The sequence below is a fragment of the Dyadobacter sp. CY351 genome (assembly GCF_021502625.1).
Classification (GTDB): domain Bacteria; phylum Bacteroidota; class Bacteroidia; order Cytophagales; family Spirosomataceae; genus Dyadobacter; species Dyadobacter chenhuakuii.
This window is the reverse complement of record NZ_JAKFFU010000003.1, coordinates 224,388-248,647: the sequence shown is the minus strand read 5'-3', so window position 1 is coordinate 248,647 and position 24,260 is coordinate 224,388. Positions and strand designations below refer to the sequence as shown.

Sequence of the window (24,260 nt, the reverse complement as noted above, 5' to 3'; positions counted from 1 at the left end):
ACAGCATTAAACTGATTTTGAAAACTTCTTTTCGAGACTTGACATGACGTGTGTTGCCGTTAATCCGTGCATCGCGACAGAGAGCAACACGATGAATGATACGGTTGACCATAGTTCCTTATCCATTAAAAACGGCTCTTTACTTAACGCGAAAGCAAGATAATAGAAGGAACCAACGCCGCGGATGCCGTAAAATCCTATGCCCATTCGTTCCTTGAAATGCAAATTTGTGCCAATCAACGCTATTAATGATGAAACGGGCCTGATGATCAATAAGAAAAATAAGGATAGCAATGCATATTGCCAGGTCAGATGATCCAAAATTCCGTGTACAAGGCTTCCACCGAAAATGAGCAGCACAATAGCAACCAGGATTCGTTCCGTCTGGTCTGAGAAACTATGAAGGTCTTTGTGGAACTGGTGGTTCAGCTCGTAGTTACGCATCGTTACAGCAGCTACGAAAACGGCAATAAAGCCATACCCGCCCAGCAGCTCGACGATGCCAAATATCGCCAGCGCCGCAGCAACAGCAATAAAGCCATCATTGAGGTCAATTGACTTGCGCTTTTCGGAGAAATTAAAGATTATATAAGCCAGGATCCTGCCGAGCAGTAAGCCTAATCCGGTCCCAACAATGATTTTGAAAGCAAAGTCAACCCTAAACCATTCCCAGGTAAATTCGCGAAAATCACCCGTTGCAGACCCAGCGAGAAAAATAGCCAGCCAGGTGAATGGGAAAGCCATGCCATCATTCATTCCGGCTTCGGCAGTAAGCGAAAAACGCACCTCATCCCTAACTTGCTCCATAGGCGGCCCAACCTGCACATCGGCCGCCAGAACAGGGTCTGTGGGCGCTAAAACCGAACCCAACAGCAATGCGGAAGCAAGATCGAAACGCAGGAAATAGTATGCAATGAAGGTTACGGAAGCAATGCAAAGCACCATTGTGATGGTAAGCATGCGAAATGGAACGGCCCAGGATTTGAAAGAGAAAGGCTTATCGATTTTCAAACCGGTACCCATAAGCGAGATCACGACGACCATTTCAGTCAAATGAATGGTCTGCATATTGAAAATCACCGGATTAGGTATGGGCAGAACATCGAGAAGCTGATAAACGATTACGCCCAGCACAACATAGACGACGGAATCCGAAATCCCTGTTTGCTTTGTGAAGGAAGGCATCCAGGCCATTCCAAGGACCGCAATCCCAATAACTGTGAGCGTAATGATATAGCTATCCATAAACAGAAGGGTTTAAAAACCATGCCTTTGCATTCAAATATTGTTTTGTACGCAAGACATTGCCAATTTTACCGCTTCAAACGAGCATTTGTTTAACCCGGATATTTTGAAACTATATAAAGGATTGGTTGCCGCAACGGTCGAAGCATTGCAGCACATATTTATTAAAAACCGCCAGGCTGACCGCGTGGTGGAGCAGCTTTTGAAAACAAATAAGAAATGGGGCGCCCGGGACCGTGCTTTTATCGCAGGTAACACCTATGAGATCGTGCGCTGGTGGCGCCTTGTAAAATTTGCAGCGGACATTGAGAAGGTTTCTGAACCCGAGGAATTCTGGAAAATTGTGGGCGTTTGGCAAATTATAAAACCCCTGCACCTTCACACGGAAGATGACGGCCAATTGCCGGAATGGCCCGAATTTGAGGATATTAATGCTGAAAATGTATTAATGCGATATGAAGAAGGACTTACCGTACGAAAAATTGCGCAGTCTGTTCCCGACTGGATCGATGCCATTGGCGAAGCGGAACTGGGAGATGACTGGGATGCAGAACTGGCTGCACTGAACCAGCAGGCCCCAGTTGTGATACGGGTAAATACGCTAAAAAGCAATGTTGCTGCCGTCAAGGAAGTTTTCGGTGAGGACGGAGCGAACGAAATTACAGGCATTCCGGACGCCTTGGTTTTGAAAAAACGCCAGAACATACTGAATCACGATGCATTTAAGCAAGGGTTTTTTGAAGTTCAGGACGCTGGATCACAATTGATCGCGCCTTATCTGGACATTCATCCCGGCCTTAGCGTTATTGATGCTTGCGCAGGTGCCGGCGGGAAAACGTTACACATTGCGTCGCTGCTGCAAAATGAAGGTTCTATCCTTGCGATGGACATTGAGCATCATAAGCTGCTCGAACTCGAAAAAAGAGCGGGCCGGAATGGCGTCCAAAATCTGCAAACCATGATGATCTCTTCTGACAAGCTCTTTGAAGCGCTTGCGGGAACGGCAGACAGGCTTTTGCTGGACGTTCCGTGCTCCGGCCTAGGTGTGTTAAGAAGAAATCCCGACTCAAAATGGAAGCTGAAACCGCAATTTTTGGAAGAAATAAAAAAAGTGCAGTGGCAAATTTTGAACCATTATAGTCAAATGGTGAAGCCTGGTGGCAAGATGGTCTACGCTACCTGCAGCGTGCTTCCTTCGGAGTCCGAAGATCAGGTAAAACGGTTTATGAAAGCCAATAAGCGGGAGTGGAAGTTCATCTCGGCGCACCGCACATCCGTTGCTAAGGACGGAACGGATGGATTTTATATGGCCCTTATGCAAAAGAAGTAAACATCACGCGGTAAGGCACGGTTTTTTGCAATGTCAAAGCAAATTAAACTGATCATTATGAAATCCCAGACAGACAAACGGGAAGAGAAGCTCGACGATGAAACGGTCGACAGACAACCCAGGCAGCAACCGGTGCCCAGTTACGGTGAACCAGGTCAAATGGGCCCTATGAATCCAACACCGGACGTGCCCGGCGCTGATGCCCCCGAGGTAAGCACAGGCAACAGATTTGATACCGACGAGCCCGCCGAGGAAACGGACGAGCGGGAAGTAGGGGAGATCGAATCCGAAAATCCCTGATATCCAGTTCTTTTCGACCAGCTTTTTAATTCCTGCAAGAATGGGGTTTTTACCTTAACCATTGTTGCAGGAATTTGCTTAATGTATAAGTGTTAATTTCCATGCTTTTTGTTCTTCTGCCCCAGCCATAGTATGCTGTTCAGTATCAACTGGTTCTGAATGGGATTGTCAAAAGTAAACGAGAGTTCCTTGTTTGTTTTGTTCTCGTAGTCAATGTCATTGTGCCCCATATTCATATACACCATCTTATATTTTTTATTTGTCCAAACCACTGGATAATAGCCGCTATGCCAGATTTCGTGCTGTTTGGGACCGGTTCCGAGCGGAAAGCTGGCCAGGTCAATTGATAGCAGGATCTGAATGTCCGGGTTCGCTTTCAGCTCTTTTTCCCAACGATACCATTCGTTTGGCGATGCTTTAAATGTCCCAGGCAGCCTATTTGTGACAGGGCTTTTGGCATCCTCAACTTTTAAAATAGCAGAAGTAGGCCGCCAGGTGTTGCTTTTGTACTGTCCGGAACCAAGGAATTCGTTGTGATACCAATCCCAGTTCTGTGGATAAGCCGATGGCGTCAATGCGAATGCCGAAAAGTGAAAACCCAGCCAGCCACCTCCTTTTTCCATATATTTTTGAAAAGCCTGCCGCTGTTCGGGCGTCTCCGGCCTTGTGTCTAAAAACAAAACAACCTGGTAATCAGCCAGAAATGATGCATTTAAATTGTTCCAGTTACTGGTTGTATCATAAGTAAAATGATTCTCCCGCGCCATTTCAGGAAAGCGTCTGTTAGCCTCACCAACAAAACTGATGTGCGCCTTATCATTCTTTCCGGTGAAGAATGCGATTACTTTGAAATCAGATTGTGCCTTGGCAAAAAATGGCGCTAATGTAAGGAGCAGCAAAAGTGAGCTGGCGCCATTTCGGCGCAGGAATTCCATGAAAACGGGCATAGGGTAGGAAAGTTAAAGTCACTAAATCTACGAATATCTGCTTTATTTGCGGAAAGAATCTTCGAAAATCGATTTCACAAAAAGCGTATTTCAATCCAATGAATTTCCCCTATATAGCCCAGCAGACGTCCATTTCTGAGAAACAGGTCAAGAATACCATTCAACTTTTTGAGGAAGGGGCGACGTTACCGTTTATTTCGCGTTACCGGAAAGAGGCTACGGGTGGGCTGGATGAAGTGCAGATCGGTGCGATCAAAGATGCCTGGCAAAAGCAGCTGGAAGTTGAAAAAAGGCGTGAAGCTATTTTAAAAAGCATCGAGGAGCAGGGAAAACTAACCCCGGAGCTTCGCAAGCAGCTGGCCGGTGTGTTTACAATGGTCGAACTGGAAGACATTTATTTACCCTACAAGCAAAAAAGAAAGACACGGGCAGGCATAGCTATCGAACGTGGTTTGGAACCGCTTGCGCAGCTGATTTTTACGGGTAAAGAGTCGGATCCGGAGCGGAAGGCAGCTTCGTTCCTGAATGACCAGGTGCCGACAGCGGATGATGCCTTGCAGGGCGCAAGAGACATTATAGCGGAATGGATCAATGAAAACCCGGATTCGCGTACCCGTATTCGTAATCTTTTCCAGCGCGGTGGGGTCATTACTTCCAAGGTTAAAAAGAAAAAAGAAGAAGAAGGCGTCAAATACCGCGACTATTTCGATTTTTCCGAGCCATTGTCGCGAATTCCTTCGCACAGGTTGCTGGCAATCCGCCGGGGCGAAGAAGAGGGAATTTTGAATGTGACGATCTCGCCGGACGAGGATCAGGCCATTGAAGCGTTGGACCGCCTTTTCCGCAAAGGCCCGCCAGCTGTTTTGACGCAAATGGAGCTGGCGATTTCAGATAGTTACAAGCGACTTTTGAAACCATCCATTGAAACAGAATTCGCCAATCTTTCAAAAGAGAAGGCGGACATTGCTGCTATACAAGTGTTTACCGAAAACCTGCGACAATTGTTGCTTGCGTCACCGCTGGGACAAAAAAGTGTTTTGGCGATTGATCCGGGTTACCGCACGGGCTGCAAAGTCGTGGTGCTGGATAGCCAGGGAAATCTGGTTGCAGACCTGGTGATTTATCCTTTTGACAAACCCGCAGATGCAAACGGGAAACTCTCGGACCTGATCCAGAAATGGAAGGTCGAGGCGATTGCAGTCGGCAACGGAACAGCCGGGAGGGAAACGGAGGATTTCGTGCGCAAGCTTTTGACAAATGCAGGCAAGTCGGACGAGGTTGGTTTGTTCATGGTAAGCGAGCAGGGTGCTTCTATTTATTCAGCTTCGGATGTGGCGCGTGAAGAATTTCCGGACAAAGATGTAACCGTTCGCGGTTCTGTTTCGATCGGCCGTCGGCTGATGGATCCGCTGGCGGAGTTGGTTAAAATTGATCCTAAATCGATTGGGGTTGGTCAGTATCAGCACGATGTAGACCAGAATTCATTGCGAAATGCTTTGGATACAGTCGTGGAAAGCTGCGTAAATTCCGTAGGCGTAAATCTCAACACGGCAAGTAAGCATCTTTTGCGTTATGTATCGGGCCTGGGAGCGTCCCTGGCGCAGAATATCGTGGATTTTAGGTCCAAAAATGGCGACTTCAAATCGAGGCAGCAATTATTGAAAGTGCCGCGCCTCGGAGCAAAAGCATTTGAGCAGGCTGCCGGCTTTCTTAGGATCGAGAATGGTGCTAATCCATTGGATAACAGCGCAGTACACCCCGAACGTTATGACGTTGTGGGTCAAATGGCTAAGGATGTCGGTGCCAATGTGAAGGATCTTATGCAAAAGCCTGAATTAAGGAAGCAGATCAAACCTGAAAAATATATTTCTGATTCAGTAGGGCTGCCGACATTAAAGGACATTCTGCTGGAACTGGAAAAACCCTCACGCGATCCGCGCGAGGGCATGAAGCAATTTGAGTTTGATAGCTCAGTCCGCAAGCCGGAAGATTTGAAAGTAGGAATGGTCTTACCTGGCATTGTTACCAACATTACTGCGTTCGGCGCATTTGTCGATGTTGGTGTGAAGCAGGACGGGCTTGTTCACGTCTCGCAGATGGCGGATAAATTTATTAAAGATCCTAACGAAGTGGTGAAGTTACAGCAGATTGTGAGTGTGAAGGTAACTGAGGTGGATTTAGCAAGAAAGCGCATTGCTCTCAGCATGAAGTTATAGAAATGCTAAGCCAATCCGGTTTGGATCAAGCCGGACTGGCTTTTTGCTAATGCTTTATAGGACGTGTTTCCGTTCGCCTTCGAGGATTCGTTTGATCTCTCCGACTACTTTCATCCAGTTGCCCTCAGCTGCAACCACTGCTTCTTCGGTTTCCAGATTATCCTGTGTAATGGTAAGCGTCGTTTCGTCGTCGTATTCTGAAATGTGATACGTTACATGCGCGTAGTTGTCCTCAAAATCATCCGTTCCGGAGAGCGGGCTCCAATATGAGAAGCTTAAAACGCGCTCGGGAATAATTTCCAGGATCGCGCCTTTATCTTCATAAGGTGTGCCGTCCCACACGCCCCGGTAAACGATCGGGCTTCCAACGTGCCAGTCAGAGTACACTTCCGCGCCGTACATATATTGTTTAACAATTTCGGGATCTATTAAAGCCTTCCAAACAGCCGAAGGACTGGCATAGATGGATGTGGATGTAGTTGCAATCAGTTTTCTGTTCATAATTTCGGAATTAGGTCATGCCAAAACACAGAGAAAATCATGCCAACAAACCTTTTTTTGGTCTGATACGCGTATTTTAGCGTATGTAGTTTTGGATAAATCAGATATCACGTGCAAGAATTATATTTCAAACAAAATCTTCCCATTTCGCTCGACGAAGCCTGGTCGTTTTTTTCAAATCCGGCTAACTTGAAAGAGATAACCCCCGCCAAAATGGGCTTTGTCGTAACTTCAAGGCATCATGGCGGCGAAATGTATGCGGGTCAGATCATTCGTTACATTGTAAAGCCCGTGCTCGGTATTCCTTTAAAATGGTGCACAGAGATTACACATGTAGCTGATAAGCAGTACTTTGTGGACGAACAGCGTTTTGGCCCCTATGCATTCTGGCACCATCAGCACCGTTTTACAGCTATTCCCGGCGGTGTGATGATGGAAGATATCCTGAATTACAAGGTTCCTTTTGGTTTCATTGGAGATTGGGTTAATTCGCTTTTCGTAAGAAATGAAGTCAATCAAATCTTCGAATATCGCCGGAAAGTGCTTACAGAGCGCTTTGGAAGCTAGAAATTATACTGCACCCGGCAGGTGATAAGATCATCTGAGACATCCGTTTCAAAACCTTTTAACGCAGATTTTTCGTTTCTTACAAAATCGTAATAGAAGGTAAATTTAAGCGATTCGTTGGCGGTGTATACATAACCCATCCCAATCGTATCATAGCGGAGATCAGACTTACTAAAACCCCTGGCGTCTGTTATGTCAGTGCCCGAAACGCGCTTATTAGGGTCATACCAGTCATATTTCATCACAAACTGATGTTCCAGGCTGCCCAGATGCTGTAAAAAGTAAAAGTAAGCGCCGTCAAAATTCCGGGTATAAAGCGGGTCTTTTATTCCGTTCGTTACCGGATAAACGCCGGGTGTTTCGCTGCTGGCAAGTGTGGCCGTCTGATCACCGCGAATGTATTCCAGCCGGAACTCCGTTTCGCCTTTTCTGTTCGGGAAAGAGATCTGAAAATCGGCGCCGGCATAGTTTCGCGGCGCAACCTTATAAAGATTCCTGTCTGATGAGTCGCGTACCATCGCGTATTCGCCCGCATTCGCCTTCGTACGATATAATATGGCAGACTGACTGGTAATCCCACCCGCATAGCCGGAAACTGCTCCGGAAACAATCGCGCTGCCCAAGCCGCTCACCTTCGAAGGTTTGACGCTGAGCCGGCCGATGACATCTTTATGGCTGTCGTAATCCACCGGCCCCGACATTCCCTGGCCGTTGAACACGCCCAGGTCTAGTTTGAGTCTCTGCTGCCAGGTCACCGAATTGCGGCTCGTCACGGTCAGCATGGCACCAATGTCCCGCTCCGTCCGCATGAGTATCTGGGACATTCTTCCGCGCTCCGGCGTTTCCCGGGTGGCAGACGAAAGATTCACCTCATAGCCGAATGGCCTGGCGAACATGCCCGTGGTCAGCGCAAATATTTTGAATTTGTTCTCATAAAATCTTCCCCAAAAATCCCGGATCGCCACGCCGCGCTCCGTACCGTCAAACTGGAAAACGAAGTATGAAGTCGGTTCATTCTTTTTATTTAGGTGCGCATAATCTACCCGAAGCCTGCCCCGACGAAGCATAAATCGATTATTGGATTGGCCCGAAAAATTACCGCCGCCATAAGTTTCCGCACCCTTTTTTGAGATGAATTGAAACTGCGGCTGAATGTATCCGCTGATCCGCACGCGATTGTAGCGCTCGTAAATGGACAACATTCCTCTTCCCATTTGGTTGGTCGTGTCCACGAGGTCCATCAAGAACCGTTGTGAGTAGGCCTGCGAGTTGCTTAATAGGGCAATAAAAAATAGTAAACCGGTAATGCGGTATTTCATTGGAACGAAGTTGGTGTCAGCAAATGGGGTACAAAGAACTTTATTTTCCACTAATATTCTTGCCCAAGTGCCCTAACTTTTCTTCAAAACCAATGCTGGTTCGTTCGCCTTATTGCACGAGAATATGTGAGCTCAATCGTAAAATTTGCGCGCTGGTAAACTGGATATTTTTAAGGCACATTAGGAAAGGAAGCGGAGATAAATGTATTATGAGGTTAGATCTTTCAGAAAGGATGTAATGTATCGGGTAAATAGAAAAGTACGATTGTTATTAGTTTTAATTAAATGTATTAAAAGGTTAGTCTGTTTAATACTTTTAATGTTTGTTAAATTGTATTGAATGTATAGATAGAATTAAATGCTATTTACATAAGTTAATACGAAACATTTTAAACTATCTATACATTATAATTGCTAATATTCAGATTATGAGCTAATAAGCAACTGTAAACCTTTGCTTGATATGCTTCGGCGTTTCGATCTCATCCACAACGGCAACCGATAAATCTTCTACTGAAATGATACTTCTTCCTTTTTCATTGAAGACGGGTGTGTCCAGAGATGTCCTGTATGTGCCTGTTCTTTTGCCCGATGTGCCGGGATGCATTTCGATAGCGGGGCTCAGGTAAGTCCAATCTAATTCGTTTTCTGATTTAATCTCACCCTGGTATTTTCGCGCTGCTCCTGCACCCGCTTTGTATTCTTCCGGGAAATCAGGTGTGTCGATCAATTGCAATCCTGGTGCTACTTCCAGACTTCCTGCACCGCCAATAACCAGAAATCTTTTTACGCCTGCCTGCTTTACGCCGGTCTGAATGGAAGCTGCTCCTTCGAGATATTCAGCATAAATGTTGGGGTTGGTCCAGCCCGGATTGTATGCGCTTATAACGGCGTCAACCCCCGCAACGGCTTGCGATACTGCCTCGGTGTCGAGCACGTCAGCCTGTTTGGGGACGATCAGCTCGCTGTCGGTTGGGATCTTTTCAATGTTTCGGGCAATGGCGACAACTTCATGGCCACGGGAAATTAATTCTTGTAAAAGCGGTGCGCCTACAAAACCTGTTGCGCCGATTAATGCTACTTTCATGCTTGCGTTTGATTTAAAATGATAATTGTTTTCGATAAAAAAGGAGGACGGTTTGGGCATTGGTAAATGACTAAATGGTGAGCTTTTCGGTCTCGAAATTTAGGCAGAAATCTGCCAGCGATTTCTTTGCCAGATTAGCCCTCAATGCGAGCTCAGCTTCGGTGTAAAGTGCGTCCAGATATACATTGATTTGCCGCCCTACATGGCACTCCGGATTGGGCGCATTAATACTCTTTCCGAGCAGATCATTCTGCCGTATTGCGTCGTAAATTTCGGATAAAAAAATAGATTCAGCCGGCCTTGCAAGCTTGCTGCCACCTGCCTTGCCTTCCTTGCTAACGACGAGCCCATGGGTGCGAAGATTGCCTAACTCCTTCCGGATAAGGACAGGATTAATATTAACACTGCCTGCCAAATACTCAGAAGAAATCCATTCGTCACCTTCAAAAGCGAGTAAGGAAAGGATATGCACCGAAATACCGAACCGTCCGTTGTTCATGTACTGTAATGTTTGTTATTACAGTATAAAGGTTGTGAGTTTTAATTTAGAAAGCAAAAAAGATTAGCTTAATCGGCATTAACACCAATTGCTATGTTTTAATAGGCTGATTATCAATAATAATGAATCTATAAATTTAATTAATTAAGTACTATACAAATGTATTATAAGTATCAAATGTAATATTTGAATAATATTATATACTCTTTTAAAATGTATCTAAATAACTATTAGTTGTTATACTATCTTAGGTATTTAATTTATAAAAAGTACAATACTAATTATATTTATAGAAAGTGCTAAATTTATTAAATTCTTATCGAGTATAGTTAATATATAATGTAACCAACATTCCTTACTAGTCGATATATCTGAATGTATCAGCCATATCGAATGTTCGTTACTTACAGAATGTTTGCAGCCTCTATTTAAGAATGGTTAGCCCGCCTTTGAAAGACTTTTTTGTATACTGCACGACGTAGTAATAGTAGCCTTGGGAGATGCTGGCAGGGCACCAGTTTTTGCGGATTTTTGAATAATAAACCTGCTTTCCCCAACGGTTAAAAATCGTTACATCTTTGAACTGATTGACACAATTATCGGCAGGTAAATCCTCTAAGACAAAGCAGTCATTTTTGCCGTCATTGTTGGGTGTGATCACGTTTGGAAATTCGGGAACGACGTCCGAAGTGTCATCCTTCACAATGACCCTGACCGTCGTTGTGTCGCTTGCTGCAGCGCAGCTTTTGTCTTGGGTGATGAAGTCGATCATGAAGGCTTTTTCGGACTGCCCATCGAGCATGGAACACTCGGGTGACCAGGCGTAGGGAGAGCTTACTTCTTTGACACCGGTTTTGTTGGCGAACTTCATTCCGGCATCCCCAATGCTGAATCCGCGCCCGGCGGCCGCCAAGCTGATTGTATTGGTGTCGGGATCTGTGGCCAGTACGTCGAAGACTATCTCGCTGCTGCTTCCGATGGTGTAGGTGATCTCTGGTGTTGCCAGCGATGTTTCCACCAGCGGCGGGGTGTTGGGCGATTCATTAACGACAAAATACACCGGCTTCGAAACCGCCAGCGGATTGCCGACACAGCGCATGTCTTCCACCTTGAAATCCACAGCCAGCGTATCACCTTTTTTTGCATTACACGGCGGCGTCCATTTGAATGTTTGCTGAATCTGCGCCTTGCCGCTGATGGCTTTGAAATCCATAGCCACATCGACCATATTGAAATCCTGTCCGCGACCGGAAAGGGCAATGCTGTCCTTGTCGATGTCCGTGCCATACACCGTGAAAACGACCGGCACACCGGCTGTCACGTGCACATACTGGCCGGGCAGGGAAGTGGTCACTTCGGGCGATTTGTTGCTGCTGCTTTCGCGACGGATCAGAATGCTGAGCGTGTCCATCAGCGGAACCGGGCAGCTTTCGTCTTCTGCAATCAGCTCGATCTTGATCGGGCGTTCGTCGTAGGTTACAAAGCATTCATCCAGGCAAACTTCAAATTTGAGCGTGTCGTTGGCAACTTTCGTCTTGAATTCGGCTGGCAGAATGGTGAAATAGTTTTTCGAATTATTAACGGCCCGGCCATTGATACGGATGATCTGGTTGACCGTGGGATCGGTAACCATTACTTCAAAGCAATTCGGATCGCCTTTTTTGACGGTAATAATTTCGTTTTCCCTGTAGTAAGTGTTTTTGCCTTTGGGTTTAAACAACAATTTCGGAGCGTCCATTTTAGGGCAATCCACGACTTTAAGTTGAAAATCCCGTGTAAGGGTCCCGATTTTCACACCGTTCCTGAACTCATCCACCTGCACGGCGAACACATAAAGGCCGACATTGCCCGGCGTCACGGATAACATTCCTGTTCTTGGATTAACAGTCAAAGGTTTTGGCCCGGGAATAATGTTGGCCTCCGATATGCCTGGAAGCCACGTAAGGCGCGGGTAATTGGAGGAACCTCGGGCTTCAACACTAGGATTAGCCTTGTCTGAAAATCCCTGCATAGGGGTGATCAGCTTGTAAGTAAGGCTGTCGCCGTCGGCGTCCTTTCCACCAAAATCAAAGAAAAACGGAGAATTCACGCAGGCATAGTCGCCTTTTATTGCCGGGAAGATGGGGGAGGAGTTCCTGAAATTTGCATTGTTCTTGAAAAGCGGGGGAAATTCAAGATAAAAGAGGCTGCCGGCGTCACCCGGTGCCTGAATGTTCGTGATCGTTCCGTTCCGGCAGCATCGGTCCCAAACCATATAATAACCCTGCGGATCACTGAAATCGTTGGGTTCCAGCCGTAACGACGAGCTGTAAGTGATCATATATGTTTCGAGCGACGATATTCCGCACTGCGGATTAGCATAGGTGACCGATTTTCGTTCTATTTTTGGGGCTTGAAGATAGCCGATGGGCTGGTTGTCGCGTTTTCGGAAGACGTAAATGTTCACAGCCGGGTCCTCAGCACCGGGATTGCCATTCAGCGCATCAAAATACATCGTTAAGCCGATGTTATAGTTGTAATAATTGTCTTTGTTTTCCGTAATAAAGAGCTGGCCGCCAACAATGTGTGTTGCATAGGTTCTGGTAAAGGCAAACAGCATCAGCATGAACAAGATGTACCGTTTTTTCATGGCTTGACAAGGGAGTAGAAATTGTCCTATAGGATTTGGAATTTGAAATTTAAAAAAGAAATATGGTTAAGAATATCAAGTATGAGTACGTTGAAATTACCGATTTTGCAGCAGAAGGCAAATGTATATTTAAATCAGATGACGGCGTAATATTTGTAGAAGGAAATGTGGCTCCCGGTGACATAGTTGATTTGCAAGTAGTAAAAACCAAAAAAAAACTCAAAGAGGCGATCGTTACGAAGATCCATTCAAAGTCGCCTCTCAGGACAGACCCATATTGCCTGCATAACGTTGTATGCGGCGGTTGCAAATGGCAACATATTGCATATGAGCATCAGTTGAAATTTAAAAGACAACAGGTTGTAGACCATTTCCAGCGGATCGGGCACATTAAGAATGTGAGCATCAACGAAATTCTGGCTGCTCCAAAAACGGAGTATTATCGCAACAAGCTTGAATTCACTTTCTCCAACTGGCGCTGGCTTACGAAGGAGCAGATGGATTCCGGTGCGACATTTACCAAGCATGCGCTCGGCTTTCACGTTCCCAAGCGTTTTGACAAAATATTTACCGTAGACCATTGTCACCTGCAACCGGACCCGTCCAACACGATCCGCAATTCGTTGCATCATTTCGGTGAGCTGCATGACATTCCTTATTACGACGTCCGCTTCAACAGGGGAACGCTCAGGAACCTAGTGGTGAGAACCGCCAATTCGGGTGATGTAATGGTGATTGTGCAGTTTGGTGAGCAGAATGATGAGGCCATTGAGCAGGTGATGCAGTATTTGCATAAAACACACAGCGAAATTACTTCCCTGAATTACATTGTGAACCTGAAAGGAAATGACTCTTACCAGGATCAGGAAGTGATCCATTATGCTGGCGACACCACGATTCGTGAGACGATGGAAGATCTTACCTTCCTTGTCGGTCCGAAATCTTTTTATCAGACCAATTCAGAACAGGCTTATCAGCTTTTCAGCGTAGCGCGTGAGTTTGCGGGTTTGACGGGCAATGAGTCGGTCTATGACCTTTATACGGGAACAGGGACCATTGCCAATTTCGTAGCGCGCAGGGCAAAAAAGGTCGTGGGTGTTGAATATGTGGAAGCAGCAGTGCAGGACGCGAGAAAAAATTCGGAATTGAACGGCATTACCAACACAGCCTTTTTTGCGGGCGATATGCGGAGCATTATGAACGAAAGCTTCCTGCAGGAACACGGCAGGCCGGACGTAATCATCACCGATCCGCCACGCGCGGGAATGGACCAGCCTGTTGTGGAAACGATCCTGAAAGCAGCCCCGGACCGCATTGTGTATGTAAGTTGCAATACAGCCACGCAAGCAAGGGACTTGGCGCTAATGACGGAAGATTATGAGGTGACAAAGGTGCAGCCGGTAGATATGTTCCCGAACACGCACCATGTGGAGAATGTGGCGCTGCTGGTGCGGCGGCCCGGACTTCGGCTCCGCTCAGTCTGACAGTGGCTTTGGGTTGGGACTTCGGCTCCGCTCAGTCTGACAGGGGCTTTGGGCTGGGACTTCGGCTCCGCTCAGTCTGACAGGGGCTTTGGCTACGCTCGTTGTGGCTTGGACTTCGGCTCCGCTTAGTGTGACAGTGGCTTTGGGCTTGGACTTCGGCTCCGCTCAGTCTGACAGCGGCTTTGGCTATGCTCGTTTAGACCGGACTTTGGCTGTGCGCAATATGATAATAGCAATACGTTACTGTCAGACTGAGCGGAGCCGAAGTCCTAACGCTACTGTCAGACTGAGCGGAGCCGAAGTCCTAACGTTACTGTCAGACTGAGCGGAGCCGAAGTCAGAACGGCGGCTCGCTATCGGGGCCTTTGTAATCGAAATTACTCAGATCATTTGCTCTGCTCCTGAGCGTTCCGCCTGCGGGGGCGGGCTTGCTTTGGCTTTCGAATGATGCGATGGGGTTTGTGGTTGGGATGGGCCGGTCTACCGAGAATGGTGCCGGGGTGAATTGTGAGTCGAGGTCGGTGAATTTGGTATATTTTCCAATGAACCTTAACTGAACCGTATCCAGTGATCCTGCACGGTTTTTGGCAACGATGACCTCACCGATCCCGGCAACGGAATTTCCTGATTCATCTTCTGTAATACCGTAATATTCAGGACGATATAAGAAAAGAACCATATCAGCATCCTGCTCGATCGATCCTGATTCCCTTAAATCCGAAAGCTGAGGCCTTTTTTCACCGCCACGCGTTTCAACGGCCCGGCTAAGTTGAGACAATGCGATTACCGGCACATCCAGCTCTTTCGCCAAGTTTTTAAGCGAACGCGAGATCATGGCAATTTCCTGTTCCCTGTTTCCTGCGCCTTTGCCGCCCGTATCTCCCGTCATCAACTGGAGATAGTCAATCACGATCATTTGAATGTCGTGCTGGGCTTTCAGACGGCGGCATTTTGCACGCAGTTCGAGAATGGAGAGGGCAGGGGTATCGTCAATGTAAATCGGCGCATTGGTAAGCCGGTGAATGCGGTGGTGCAATTGCTCCCATTCGTGCGGCGCAAGGCTTCCTTTCCTGATTTTTTCGCTATCGATCTCTGCCTCAGCCGAAATCAGACGATTAACCAGCTGAACCGAGGACATTTCGAGTGAGAAAATGGCAACGGGCATATTAAAATCCACGGCAGCATTACGGAGCGAAGAAACGACGAACGCCGTTTTTCCCATACCCGGACGAGCCGCTAGGATCATTAACTCCGTTTTCTGCCAGCCTGAGGTAAGTCTGTCAAGGGCGCTGAAACCGGATGGCACACCGGTAAGACCATCCTTATTATTCTTTTTCTGATCGAGTTCTGCTAATGCCTGTCGCATCAGCGCGCCCATATCAGCGTAATTTTTCTTAATGTTTGATTCAGAGATCTGGAAAAGGCTCTGCTCGGTTTTGTCCAAAAGCCTGAAAACGTCTGTGGTGTCTTCAAAAGCCTCGCGCTGGATTTCCGAAGCCACTTTGATCAGCTCGCGCTTGATAAAAGCCTGGGAAATAATGCGCGCATGAAATTCAATGTTGGCGGCGGAGTTCACTTTTGAAGTCAGCTCCATGATATACGGCGCACCGCCTACCAGTTCGAGCTCGCCGGTGCTGCGCAATTTGGAAGTCACCGTCAGCATGTCAATAGGCTCCGAATCAGCAAATAGCGTGATGATGGCGGTGTAGATCCGGACGTGTGCTTCCTTATAAAAACTGTCTGGGCGGAGAATGTCCGCAACAGCTGTCAGCGCATCCTTTTCAATCATTAATGCACCCAGAACTGCCTCTTCCAAGTCAACCGCCTGAGGAGGTAACTTGCTGAAAGTCTGATCAGTACCGGGCGTTCTGGCGCCCATTGGCTTGCGCCCCTGATTGTTCTGTTTAAAGCCTGATTTCGAGAAATTGCCGGATGCCTTGTCGTTTTCCATGTTACTACAAAGTTAAGGAAAGCATGACCCGTAAGAAAGCAGGAAAGGTTAAGTTCAGGCAAAAATTTTTTTTCAGGAATTGATCCATTTTGTCCGGCTCTGATAATGAAAGAGTTGATTAAAATAAGGTCATTTTTCGTTTTCAAATATCAAATCATAATTGTATTTCTCATGTTTTGTATTACAATTGTTCGTTATTATTACTAAATTTTAGAACAAATAGAAAAACACTAAACTTTAATTCATTTGCTGGAAAAAATCATCACGCTCGAGGACGTTTCAATGGTTGATTTTTTGGGTATTCACAATGCGAATATCAAGGAAGTTGCAGCCGCTTTCCCTGGAAGCAAAATTATTTCACGCGGAAACGAGATCCGCATTCAGGGCACCGCTCCTGAAATTATCCGTATCACCGATGTAATGGATTCATTAATAGCCCATTACCAAAAATACGGCAAGGTTACCAATGACAATGTGAAAGGTTATTTAAATGGCGTTGTTAAATCGCCCGTTGCCAGTGCAGAAGATGATGCGGATGTGATCATTTATGGCAATAAGGGGCTGGTTGTGAAGGCCAAAACGCCAAACCAGAAACTGCTGGTGGAGCAGGCGGAGAAATTCGACCTGGTATTTGCAGTAGGACCGGCCGGAACGGGAAAAACATACACCGCGGTGGCCATTGCCGTGCGGGCTTTGAAAAATAAGGAAGTCAGAAAAATCATTATAACACGTCCGGCTGTTGAGGCAGGCGAAAACCTGGGTTTTTTGCCGGGTGATTTGAAAGAAAAAATTGATCCTTACCTGCGCCCGATCTACGACGCGCTGGATGATATGATTGCACCGGAAAAGCTGAAATTGTATCTGGAAAGTCGCACTATTGAGATCGCGCCGCTGGCTTACATGCGCGGACGGACATTAAACAATGCATTTATTTTGCTGGACGAAGCACAAAACACGACGCCCATGCAAATGAAAATGTTCCTGACCAGGATGGGCCCCAGTTCCAAAGCCATCATTACCGGTGATAAATCTCAGATTGATTTACCTAAAAACCTGAAATCAGGGTTAATTGATTCATTAGCAGTCCTGAAAGGGATCAAAGGGATCAGTTTTGTTGAGCTGGATGGTTCCGATGTGGTGAGACACCGTTTGGTAAAAGATATCCTTGCAGCTTATGATAAAGCCGAGCAGTAAGCTTCTGCTGACCTTTTTACTGTTGATTATCTCCAAAGCGTTCGTGCTGGCGCAGGACAGCGATTCGTTGCTGAAACGCTGTGCCAGCACAGAACTGGACGCTTTGACCATTTCCAGATTTCCTGCTTTACAGCAGCTCAGGATCAAGTCTGAACAAGCCATCCAGAAAAGAATCCAGGCCAACCGCACTTCGCTCAGGACGAATGCGGACGAGATCATAACGATTCCGGTCGTGGTGCATGTGGTTCATAGTGAAGAGGATATGAGCATCGGCGGGGCGAACAATGAAAACATCACAGAAGCCCAGATCCAGAGCCAGATCGATGTTTTGAACGAAGACTATGGCAACACTTCGGGTTACAAAGGTTTTTACACCGATTCCCTGGGGGTTGATACGCGCATCCGCTTCAAACTGGTAACAGTATTACGGACTTACAATGAAAAGAACCAATTCAGTCCCATTACCGAAGCGGACGATCTGGCTGAAATTTCGCCTGCTTGGGCAACCAGCCGTTATCTAAATATATGGGTCTGCCGCCTGGCTGACCGCTATCTGGGCACTTCCCAATTTCCGGTTGTTACTGAGTTGAATGATCTTACCACAGGACTTTCTACTTCCGAAGATGAGGCGGTCAGGGCATTAACAGACGGCGTCATTATCGATTTCCGCTACTTTGGCAGAAACTCACCGGCCATCACCAGCTCCGTTTATAGTCTGGGCCGTACCACCACGCATGAAGTGGGACATTGGCTGGGATTGATCCACATCTGGGGAGACCGGAACTGCGGGACCGACCACTGTGATGATACGCCGACTGCTTTTACCAAAAATGAAACAACCGATATTTCCTGCACACCCGTATTTTCCGAATGCCGGGGTGTTACAACCCGCAATATGATTGAGAATTACATGGATTATTCTCCTGACGGGTGCATGAGTGTATTTACCAATGATCAGAAAGAGCGGATGCATGCCGTCCTCGAACTAAGTCCCAGGAGGGCCAAACTGGTGGAATTTTCAAAAATCAGCGGTGAAGATCTCCTGGTTGAATTGTCTCCAAATCCAGTGAGTGAGACATTAACGGCCAGCGTTTTTACGCCAAATTTTCAACTTTTCACGGTTGAAGTTTTCAATCAGCGGGGCCAGCTTATCACTTCCGGTGCCACTAATCTCAGTTATCTCGACGTTCAAAAATTCCCAAGCGGACTCTATTATTACCGGGTTTCATCCGGCGGACAAACAGTCACCAAACGGTTTGTAGTTCGTTAATATGCTGACACGGTCGCCATTCGTCGGGATTGTATTGTCTTACATTACCGGCATTTTGCTGAGCGAAATCATTCCTCAGTATGCAGGGACACCGACGTTTCTGCTGCCGCTGGCGCTTTTCTTTCTAGCCGTCTGTTTTATTTTTTATATCAAAATCCTGAAAACAGCATTCGGGATTGCATTCGCACTGTTTTTTGTTTCGCTGGGCGCATGGACAATGCAAACTTTCGAGCAACATAATGAAGCGAACATTAAAGTGCTCGCAAATGCTGGATATGATGCTTATGAAGCGGAAATTAAGAGCTTACCAGAGAAACGAACAAAAACACTTCGCTATGAAGCACATATCACGCGGATAAAGGTGCGGGAGAAGTGGAGTGAGGTTGATTTGAAAGCATTGATCAACATTAGCCAGGACGCCAGCAACATTCCCGAACCCGGCAATACGATTATAGTCAAAGGCACATTAGAACGCCCGATGGAAGCCGGAAATCCAATGCAGTTTGATTACCGGCAATATCTGCGAAACAAAGGAATTGTATGGACCGATTATCTGACGGAGCGTTCGTTTCAAATCATGCCCATTGCTGACCATTCCTTTTTTCTTAACCATTGGAGCAACGGCATTTCGAAATGGGCTGCGCAAACGTTCAGGAAAAATGTGGACGATGACGAAGCCTACGGGTTGATTAAAGCCATGTTATTAGGGAGGAGAGACGATCTCCGCTCTGACCAGATCAGCGACTACACGACATCCGGGACCGTTCACATTCTTTCGGTTTCGGGCATGCATGTTGCGATCATTTTTCTGGTAATCAGTCATTTGTTGGGTTGGATGAAGCGCTGGCGTGTTGGTAAGATTGGTTATTTAGCGCTGATGATCGGGTTGCTAGGCTTTTATGCATTGGTAACAGGCTTGCCGCCGTCGGTGCAGCGGGCAACGCTCATGTGCATTGTGTTTGTTGTTGCGGAGGTTTTTGGCCGGAAACAAAACGCCATGAATACGCTTGCATTGTCTGCATTGTTGATCCTGCTCATGGATCCGGCTGCGCTTTACGATGTAGGGTTTCAGCTTTCTTACCTGGCCATGAGCGGAATATTCCTGCTTTATGAGCCTTTGAATGCCATTTTTACGCCGCAGAATAGGGTCTTAAAATTTGTATGGCAGATCTCTGCATTGTCATTCGCGGCACAGTTGGCTACATTCCCGCTCAGCTTGTTTTACTTTCATCAATTTCCGACTTATTTCTGGCTGGTTAATCCATTCGTGATCGCCTTTACAAACGTCTTGTTACCGGCTGCGCTGATGCTCCTGCTGGTGTCGCCATTGAATGTGCTTTGGCTACAAGTGGTTACCAATAAAATAGTTTGGCTGTCGGCTTATCTGACAAACATCGCCGTTTCTGTGCCCAAATCCTTGCCCGGGTATTTATTGGAAAACCTTAGTCTGGATAAAATTGAGGTAGTTTTGTTATATGCGCTCCTGTTCACAATCTGGTATGCGTATCACATAAGATCTTATCAATATGTAAAAGTTTCCTATCTGCTGGTCATGCTTTTTACAACCTATTCTGTTTCTAAAAGCATTCAGACTCGCGATTCGGACCGAATGGCCGTGCATTGGATTCCCAAGCACGAGGTTGTGAGCATTAAGCAGGGGAAATCGCTTTATATAGTGAGTGACCGGGCTTTTGCAAAGGATTTGGACGCATATAATTTTTACGTTAAAAATTACGCGACGAGCCAGGAAGTGGAAGAGACGGTGTTTATTACTGCGCAGTAATGTCCTATTGAACGGCGTAAACCGCCGAAATCTCGCCAGCTATTTTGCGGTCCCATGCTGCTTGCGCCCCGGCATTGAGGCCGTGCCCGGTTTCACCATCATAACGTTCCTGATCGGTGTTCATTTCGCGAAATGCTTCCAGGAATTGATATTGGATCTCGCTGTCGTAATCTTCAATGGTAAGGTCGGCTTTGAGCAGTCGGGCTTTAAATTTCTCAACTACGAGCCTGGTAATGTCAAAATGGATTTGTTCGTGGCGTAATGTGCTTGCATTCCTGGACTCCGGCCGGCCCCATGACATGCTTTTTACCATGAATGTTTTCAGCCCGATTTCCACCACCAGATCATCGTCTTTGGGATAGGAGCGTCCTTCGTAGCCAAAACTGGTAAATACCGCCGCCGCATACCGGCTGCCCGGCTTTGCATTCCGGACTTTGAAATCGTCCCATATCAGCGGCCTTTTCGGAGAATAAAATACCGTATCAGGGTTATTATTACTGATTTCCTTAAAAACCAACTGAATGTTCCTGGCAAGCGCGGGATTTTTTCCGGCATTCAGCGTCATCCATTTTTGAAAGTGCGCGATAGATTGGTCTAACAGCTGCTTTACGAGCTTTTCATAGACAAAATCCCTTTCCGGTCGGGTATAGTTTGCTGCTGTCTGATAATTTGTGAGCTCCACAGGCTGCATGTTCCGGTACCAGCGGAATTTTACAGAGAGCTTCACTTCGCCGGTCACCTTGTTGGGGCCAACGCGCTTTTCGTTTAGCGAAAGCTCTTTGATGCTGATGTAAAGCGGAAGGTAAGTCTGCTGGTTTTTGGGTGCTGCGAAGGACCAATAATTGAACAGTTCTTTATCCACCTTGCCCGGCAATGCAACAGGCGTTTCCTTTCCCAGCACAATCACTTTTCCCAGTCCAGAACCGGGAATAATGCGCTGATCTTCAACTTCCTGGACAAAAAATTTATAGCTCTTGACTAATGATGCCTGATCCATTGCAAGTTTCAACACAACCTTTTCCTGTTGTGAAAAACCAGGCAGGCATGTGAAAAACAGCGAAAGGACTAGCAAAAAACTTCTGATCATACTTCGAAATCTTATGTTGAATCCCGTTTTCAATTCGATAAGTTTGTATAAAAATTATTGAAGAAACGAATGACATTACCTACAACGAAATTGCGCCCGGAATTTGATGATATCTACATGGAATTAGCAAAAAATCTGGCGTTGCGTTCACATTGTATCAAAGCACAGGTGGGTGCGGTATTAACAAAAGACACCCGCATCATTTCAATCGGTTACAATGGTCCTCCTGCCGGCACGCATAACTGTGATGAAGAATTTCCGGAAGTGGGTTGCCCGAGAGATGCGAAAGGAAGCTGCTCACTCGCATTACATGCAGAACAGAACGCTATCTTATTTGCAGTAAAAAATGGCTCAAATATCGAGGGTTCGACGCTTTTCGTAACATTAGCGCCGTGCATTGCCTGCGCCAGGGTTATTTATACAATGAAAATCAAAAAAGTAATTTTCCTGCATTCATACGCCGCTTACAAGGGAATCGCAGTGGAGGAAGGGGTAGAGTTTCTGAAGCGTTTCGGCGTGGAGGTGGAGCAGTATGTTATTAATGAATAAAGACCGGGCTTACAAGCCCGGTCTTTATTCATTAATGGTGATGCACCCCACCAGCACCATGCACATGCCCGTGGCTGATTTCTTCTGCTGTGGCTGGACGGATTGAGATTATCTGTCCTTTAAAATGCATTTCTTTTCCTGCCAGTGGGTGATTGAAGTTCATGACAACAATGTCGTCTTTGATCTCAACAACCTGACCATGCATTCTTTCGCCATCTTCGTTGGTCATCGGAATAATGTTACCGATCTGCAATAATTCGTCCTGGTTAACGTCTTCCATCTGGAAAACTGCTTTTGGCAATTCGACAATGGCTTCTTCGTCAAACTCGCCGTAACCTTCTTCCGGGGCCACCGTGAATTCGAATATATCACCTGCAACAAGTCCCTCGATCTGGTTTTCGAAACCCTCGGGAAGGCCGCTGATGCCTTGTATGAAGTACATTGGATCTTCTTCCGTAACCACTTCAACGACATCTGTTTCGCCGTCTGTGTCAGGAATTCTCAGGCTGTATGTTAACGCTATCACGTTATTTTTTTCGACTTTCATTTGCTAGTTTGATTAAAATAATTGTTGTTGTAAAAAATTGTTCCAAGTAGAGCAGGGAAAACAAACGTACGGCAAATTTGCCAAAATGCCATTTAGATGAATTTTTTAGCACACATTTTGCTATCAGGAAATAAGGAAGGCGTGGTGATGGGCAATTTTGTGGGCGATTTCATAAAGGGCCGTCTGACGGACGAAAAGACGGCCGAATGGGACCCGGATTTTGTCACCGGCTTGAAGCTGCACCGGCACATTGATTTTTTCACAGACCAGCACGAAATTGTCCGTGAAGCCACGCACAAGGCTGCATTGTCGCAGGGAAAGCTGGCAGGAATTGTGATGGATATCTATTTTGATTATTTTCTTGCCCAGCATTTCGATCAGTTTCAGGCTGAGCCGCTATTTACCTACACCCGCAATATTTATGCGCTGATCAGGAAGAATGAGCACTTTATTCCCGAGCATATGACGCGTATGGTGCAGGCCATGATCCGTGAGGACTGGCTTACAAGCTACGCCACGCTGGAAGGCGTGGAGCTCACCTTTCACAGGATGTCCAGGCGGGCTACTTATCTTGCGCCGCTGCGGAATGCCATGTTGGAGCTGCGCGAGAATGAGGAGTTTTACAGGGATAAATTTTTACGCTTCTTTCCGGAACTTCAAAAACAGTCCGAGGAGTTTATATTAACACATTAACATTATTGCCTACCGGCACACCCTATGGCCCAAACACCGGACATTGTCCTGAAAGAGATCAGAAGTAAGAAGTTCAGGCCTATTTATTTTCTGCACGGCGATGAGCCTTACCACATCGATTCCATTGCCGAAGAACTGGAAAAACGTGTTGTTGCTGAATCTGAAAAGGGTTTTAACCAATTCGTTCTGTATGGAAAGGATACGGATGTGGCTGGTGTGCTAAGCTATGCCCGGCGGTTTCCTTTCATGGCCGAAAGGCAGCTGATCCTCGTGAAAGATGCAAATAAGCTGGGCGGGATCGAGCAAAAGGAACAGCAGGCCAGGTTAGAGGATTATGCACTCAATCCGCTGAACAGCACGGTGCTGGTTTTTTGTTTTCATGCCAATGCGGATGAGCGTAAGACATTCATCAAATCCATTAATACAAATGGGGTTGTGGTGCAGTCTAAGAAGATGTACGACAACAAGTTACCCGAGTGGGTAGCTTCATTTTGTCAGCATGAGGGCGTCAAAATAAGTCCTAAGGCTGTGCAGATGCTGGTCGATAACATTGGAAACGATCTGAAACGATTGTCGAACGAGATCCGGAAAATCCTGGTTAATCTCCGCGTAGATGAGGGAATTGATGCCGCAGCCATTGAAAGGTTTGTAGGCATCAGTAAAGAATATAATGTGTTTGAATTCCAAAAGGCACTGATGACGCGCGATGTCATGAAGGCCAACCAGATTGCCACTTATTTTTCCCAAAATTCCAAGGATAATCCGCTGGCTCCTATCCTGATCATTTTGTTTGGTTTTTACACAAAAGTGCTGCTTGCACACGCCAGCAAAGATAAATCAGAAAAAGGGCTTGCTACCGAATTGGGTGTTAACCCTTACTTTGTAAAAGATTACCTGCTGGCTATCCGCAATTATCCGCTTCCCAAAGTGGCCAACATTATACATTATCTTCGCGAATGTGATGCAAGGCTGAAAGGGCTCGACGGCGTGAGCATTCCGGAAGGTGAACTGCTTAAAGAATTGGTTTTCAAAATTGTACATTAAGGTCATCATGCAGCAAGA

General features: G+C 46.4%; 21 protein-coding genes. 11 read left to right on the top strand and 10 right to left on the bottom strand.

Annotated features, from left to right (window positions below; genetic code table 11):
- Positions 1 to 6: 6 nt before the first annotated feature.
- Positions 7 to 1,245: a sodium:proton antiporter gene (locus L0660_RS06665; protein ID WP_235158728.1), complete on the bottom strand. Its 1,239-nt coding sequence runs from the start codon at positions 1,243 to 1,245 to the stop codon at positions 7 to 9.
- A 106-nt stretch (positions 1,246 to 1,351) separates the two neighbouring features.
- Between L0660_RS06665 and L0660_RS06660 the strand changes: the two genes are divergently transcribed.
- Both L0660_RS06660 and L0660_RS06655 read left to right on the top strand, forming a co-directional pair.
- The gene (locus L0660_RS06660; protein ID WP_235158727.1) at positions 1,352 to 2,575 is read left to right on the top strand and encodes an RsmB/NOP family class I SAM-dependent RNA methyltransferase; all 1,224 of its coding nucleotides are present in this window, start codon (positions 1,352 to 1,354) and stop codon (positions 2,573 to 2,575) included.
- Positions 2,576 to 2,632: 57 nt separating this feature from the next.
- Positions 2,633 to 2,875 carry a hypothetical protein gene (locus L0660_RS06655; protein ID WP_233798412.1) on the top strand — a complete coding sequence of 81 codons (243 nt, stop codon included), beginning with the start codon at positions 2,633 to 2,635 and terminating at the stop codon, positions 2,873 to 2,875.
- A 92-nt stretch (positions 2,876 to 2,967) separates the two neighbouring features.
- Here L0660_RS06655 and L0660_RS06650 read toward each other — a convergent pair whose 3' ends face one another.
- A complete protein-coding gene (locus L0660_RS06650; protein WP_235158726.1) occupies positions 2,968 to 3,822 on the bottom strand; it encodes a ThuA domain-containing protein in 855 nt (284 codons plus the stop codon).
- A 98-nt stretch (positions 3,823 to 3,920) separates the two neighbouring features.
- On the opposite strand from L0660_RS06650, the gene L0660_RS06645 reads away from it, so the two are divergent.
- Positions 3,921 to 6,038, top strand: a complete 2,118-nt coding sequence (locus L0660_RS06645) for a Tex family protein (RefSeq protein WP_235158725.1) — start codon at positions 3,921 to 3,923, stop codon at positions 6,036 to 6,038.
- 54 nt (positions 6,039 to 6,092) lie between these two features.
- Here L0660_RS06645 and L0660_RS06640 read toward each other — a convergent pair whose 3' ends face one another.
- Complete coding sequence (locus L0660_RS06640) at positions 6,093 to 6,539, bottom strand: SRPBCC domain-containing protein (protein ID WP_235158724.1); 447 nt, start codon at positions 6,537 to 6,539, stop codon at positions 6,093 to 6,095.
- A gap of 111 nt (positions 6,540 to 6,650) precedes the next feature.
- Here L0660_RS06640 and L0660_RS06635 point away from each other — a divergent pair, with 111 nt between their 5' ends.
- On the top strand, positions 6,651 to 7,106 hold the full coding sequence (locus tag L0660_RS06635) for an SRPBCC family protein (RefSeq protein WP_235158722.1): 456 nt from the start codon (positions 6,651 to 6,653) through the stop codon (positions 7,104 to 7,106).
- On the opposite strand, the gene L0660_RS06630 is transcribed toward L0660_RS06635, so the two are convergent.
- From L0660_RS06630 to L0660_RS06615, 4 genes are all read right to left on the bottom strand, one after another.
- Positions 7,103 to 8,425: a porin gene (locus L0660_RS06630; RefSeq protein ID WP_235158721.1), complete on the bottom strand. Its 1,323-nt coding sequence runs from the start codon at positions 8,423 to 8,425 to the stop codon at positions 7,103 to 7,105. The genes L0660_RS06635 and L0660_RS06630 overlap by 4 nt on opposite strands.
- Before the next feature lie 433 nt (positions 8,426 to 8,858).
- A complete protein-coding gene (locus tag L0660_RS06625) occupies positions 8,859 to 9,512 on the bottom strand; it encodes an NAD(P)-dependent oxidoreductase (RefSeq protein WP_235158720.1) in 654 nt (217 codons plus the stop codon).
- A gap of 70 nt (positions 9,513 to 9,582) precedes the next feature.
- Complete coding sequence (locus L0660_RS06620) at positions 9,583 to 10,011, bottom strand: Rrf2 family transcriptional regulator (protein ID WP_235158719.1); 429 nt, start codon at positions 10,009 to 10,011, stop codon at positions 9,583 to 9,585.
- Between the two features lie 424 nt (positions 10,012 to 10,435).
- A complete protein-coding gene (locus tag L0660_RS06615; RefSeq protein ID WP_233798404.1) occupies positions 10,436 to 12,640 on the bottom strand; it encodes a gliding motility-associated C-terminal domain-containing protein in 2,205 nt (734 codons plus the stop codon).
- 62 nt (positions 12,641 to 12,702) lie between these two features.
- On the opposite strand from L0660_RS06615, the gene rlmD reads away from it, so the two are divergent.
- Entirely contained in the window at positions 12,703 to 14,124 is a 1,422-nt protein-coding gene (gene rlmD, locus L0660_RS06610) for a 23S rRNA (uracil(1939)-C(5))-methyltransferase RlmD (protein ID WP_235158718.1), read from the top strand.
- Positions 14,125 to 14,461: 337 nt separating this feature from the next.
- On the opposite strand, the gene dnaB is transcribed toward rlmD, so the two are convergent.
- A complete protein-coding gene (dnaB, locus tag L0660_RS06605) occupies positions 14,462 to 16,075 on the bottom strand; it encodes a replicative DNA helicase (RefSeq protein ID WP_233798402.1) in 1,614 nt (537 codons plus the stop codon).
- A gap of 246 nt (positions 16,076 to 16,321) precedes the next feature.
- Between dnaB and L0660_RS06600 the strand changes: the two genes are divergently transcribed.
- From L0660_RS06600 to L0660_RS06590, 3 genes are read left to right on the top strand one after another with little or no spacing between them, the layout of a single operon-like run.
- Positions 16,322 to 17,269: a PhoH family protein gene (locus L0660_RS06600; RefSeq protein WP_233798401.1), complete on the top strand. Its 948-nt coding sequence runs from the start codon at positions 16,322 to 16,324 to the stop codon at positions 17,267 to 17,269.
- Positions 17,250 to 18,539, top strand: a complete 1,290-nt coding sequence (locus L0660_RS06595) for a M43 family zinc metalloprotease (protein WP_235158716.1) — start codon at positions 17,250 to 17,252, stop codon at positions 18,537 to 18,539. Before L0660_RS06600 ends, L0660_RS06595 begins: the two co-directional genes overlap by 20 nt.
- Position 18,540: 1 nt before the next feature.
- Complete coding sequence (locus tag L0660_RS06590; protein ID WP_235158714.1) at positions 18,541 to 20,322, top strand: ComEC/Rec2 family competence protein; 1,782 nt, start codon at positions 18,541 to 18,543, stop codon at positions 20,320 to 20,322.
- Between the two features lie 4 nt (positions 20,323 to 20,326).
- Here L0660_RS06590 and L0660_RS06585 read toward each other — a convergent pair whose 3' ends face one another.
- Positions 20,327 to 21,409, bottom strand: a complete 1,083-nt coding sequence (locus tag L0660_RS06585; RefSeq protein ID WP_235158710.1) for a hypothetical protein — start codon at positions 21,407 to 21,409, stop codon at positions 20,327 to 20,329.
- A gap of 69 nt (positions 21,410 to 21,478) precedes the next feature.
- On the opposite strand from L0660_RS06585, the gene L0660_RS06580 reads away from it, so the two are divergent.
- Positions 21,479 to 21,958 carry a dCMP deaminase family protein gene (locus L0660_RS06580; protein WP_235158704.1) on the top strand — a complete coding sequence of 160 codons (480 nt, stop codon included), beginning with the start codon at positions 21,479 to 21,481 and terminating at the stop codon, positions 21,956 to 21,958.
- 31 nt (positions 21,959 to 21,989) lie between these two features.
- Here the strand turns inward: L0660_RS06580 and L0660_RS06575 are convergent, their stop codons facing one another.
- Entirely contained in the window at positions 21,990 to 22,505 is a 516-nt protein-coding gene (locus tag L0660_RS06575) for a peptidylprolyl isomerase (RefSeq protein ID WP_026628786.1), read from the bottom strand.
- Positions 22,506 to 22,601: 96 nt separating this feature from the next.
- Here L0660_RS06575 and L0660_RS06570 point away from each other — a divergent pair, with 96 nt between their 5' ends.
- Positions 22,602 to 23,198, top strand: coding sequence for an ACP phosphodiesterase (locus L0660_RS06570; protein WP_235158703.1), 597 nt, complete (start codon positions 22,602 to 22,604; stop codon positions 23,196 to 23,198).
- A 24-nt stretch (positions 23,199 to 23,222) separates the two neighbouring features.
- The gene (holA, locus tag L0660_RS06565; RefSeq protein ID WP_235158702.1) at positions 23,223 to 24,242 is read left to right on the top strand and encodes a DNA polymerase III subunit delta; all 1,020 of its coding nucleotides are present in this window, start codon (positions 23,223 to 23,225) and stop codon (positions 24,240 to 24,242) included.
- Positions 24,243 to 24,260: the final 18 nt, after the last annotated feature.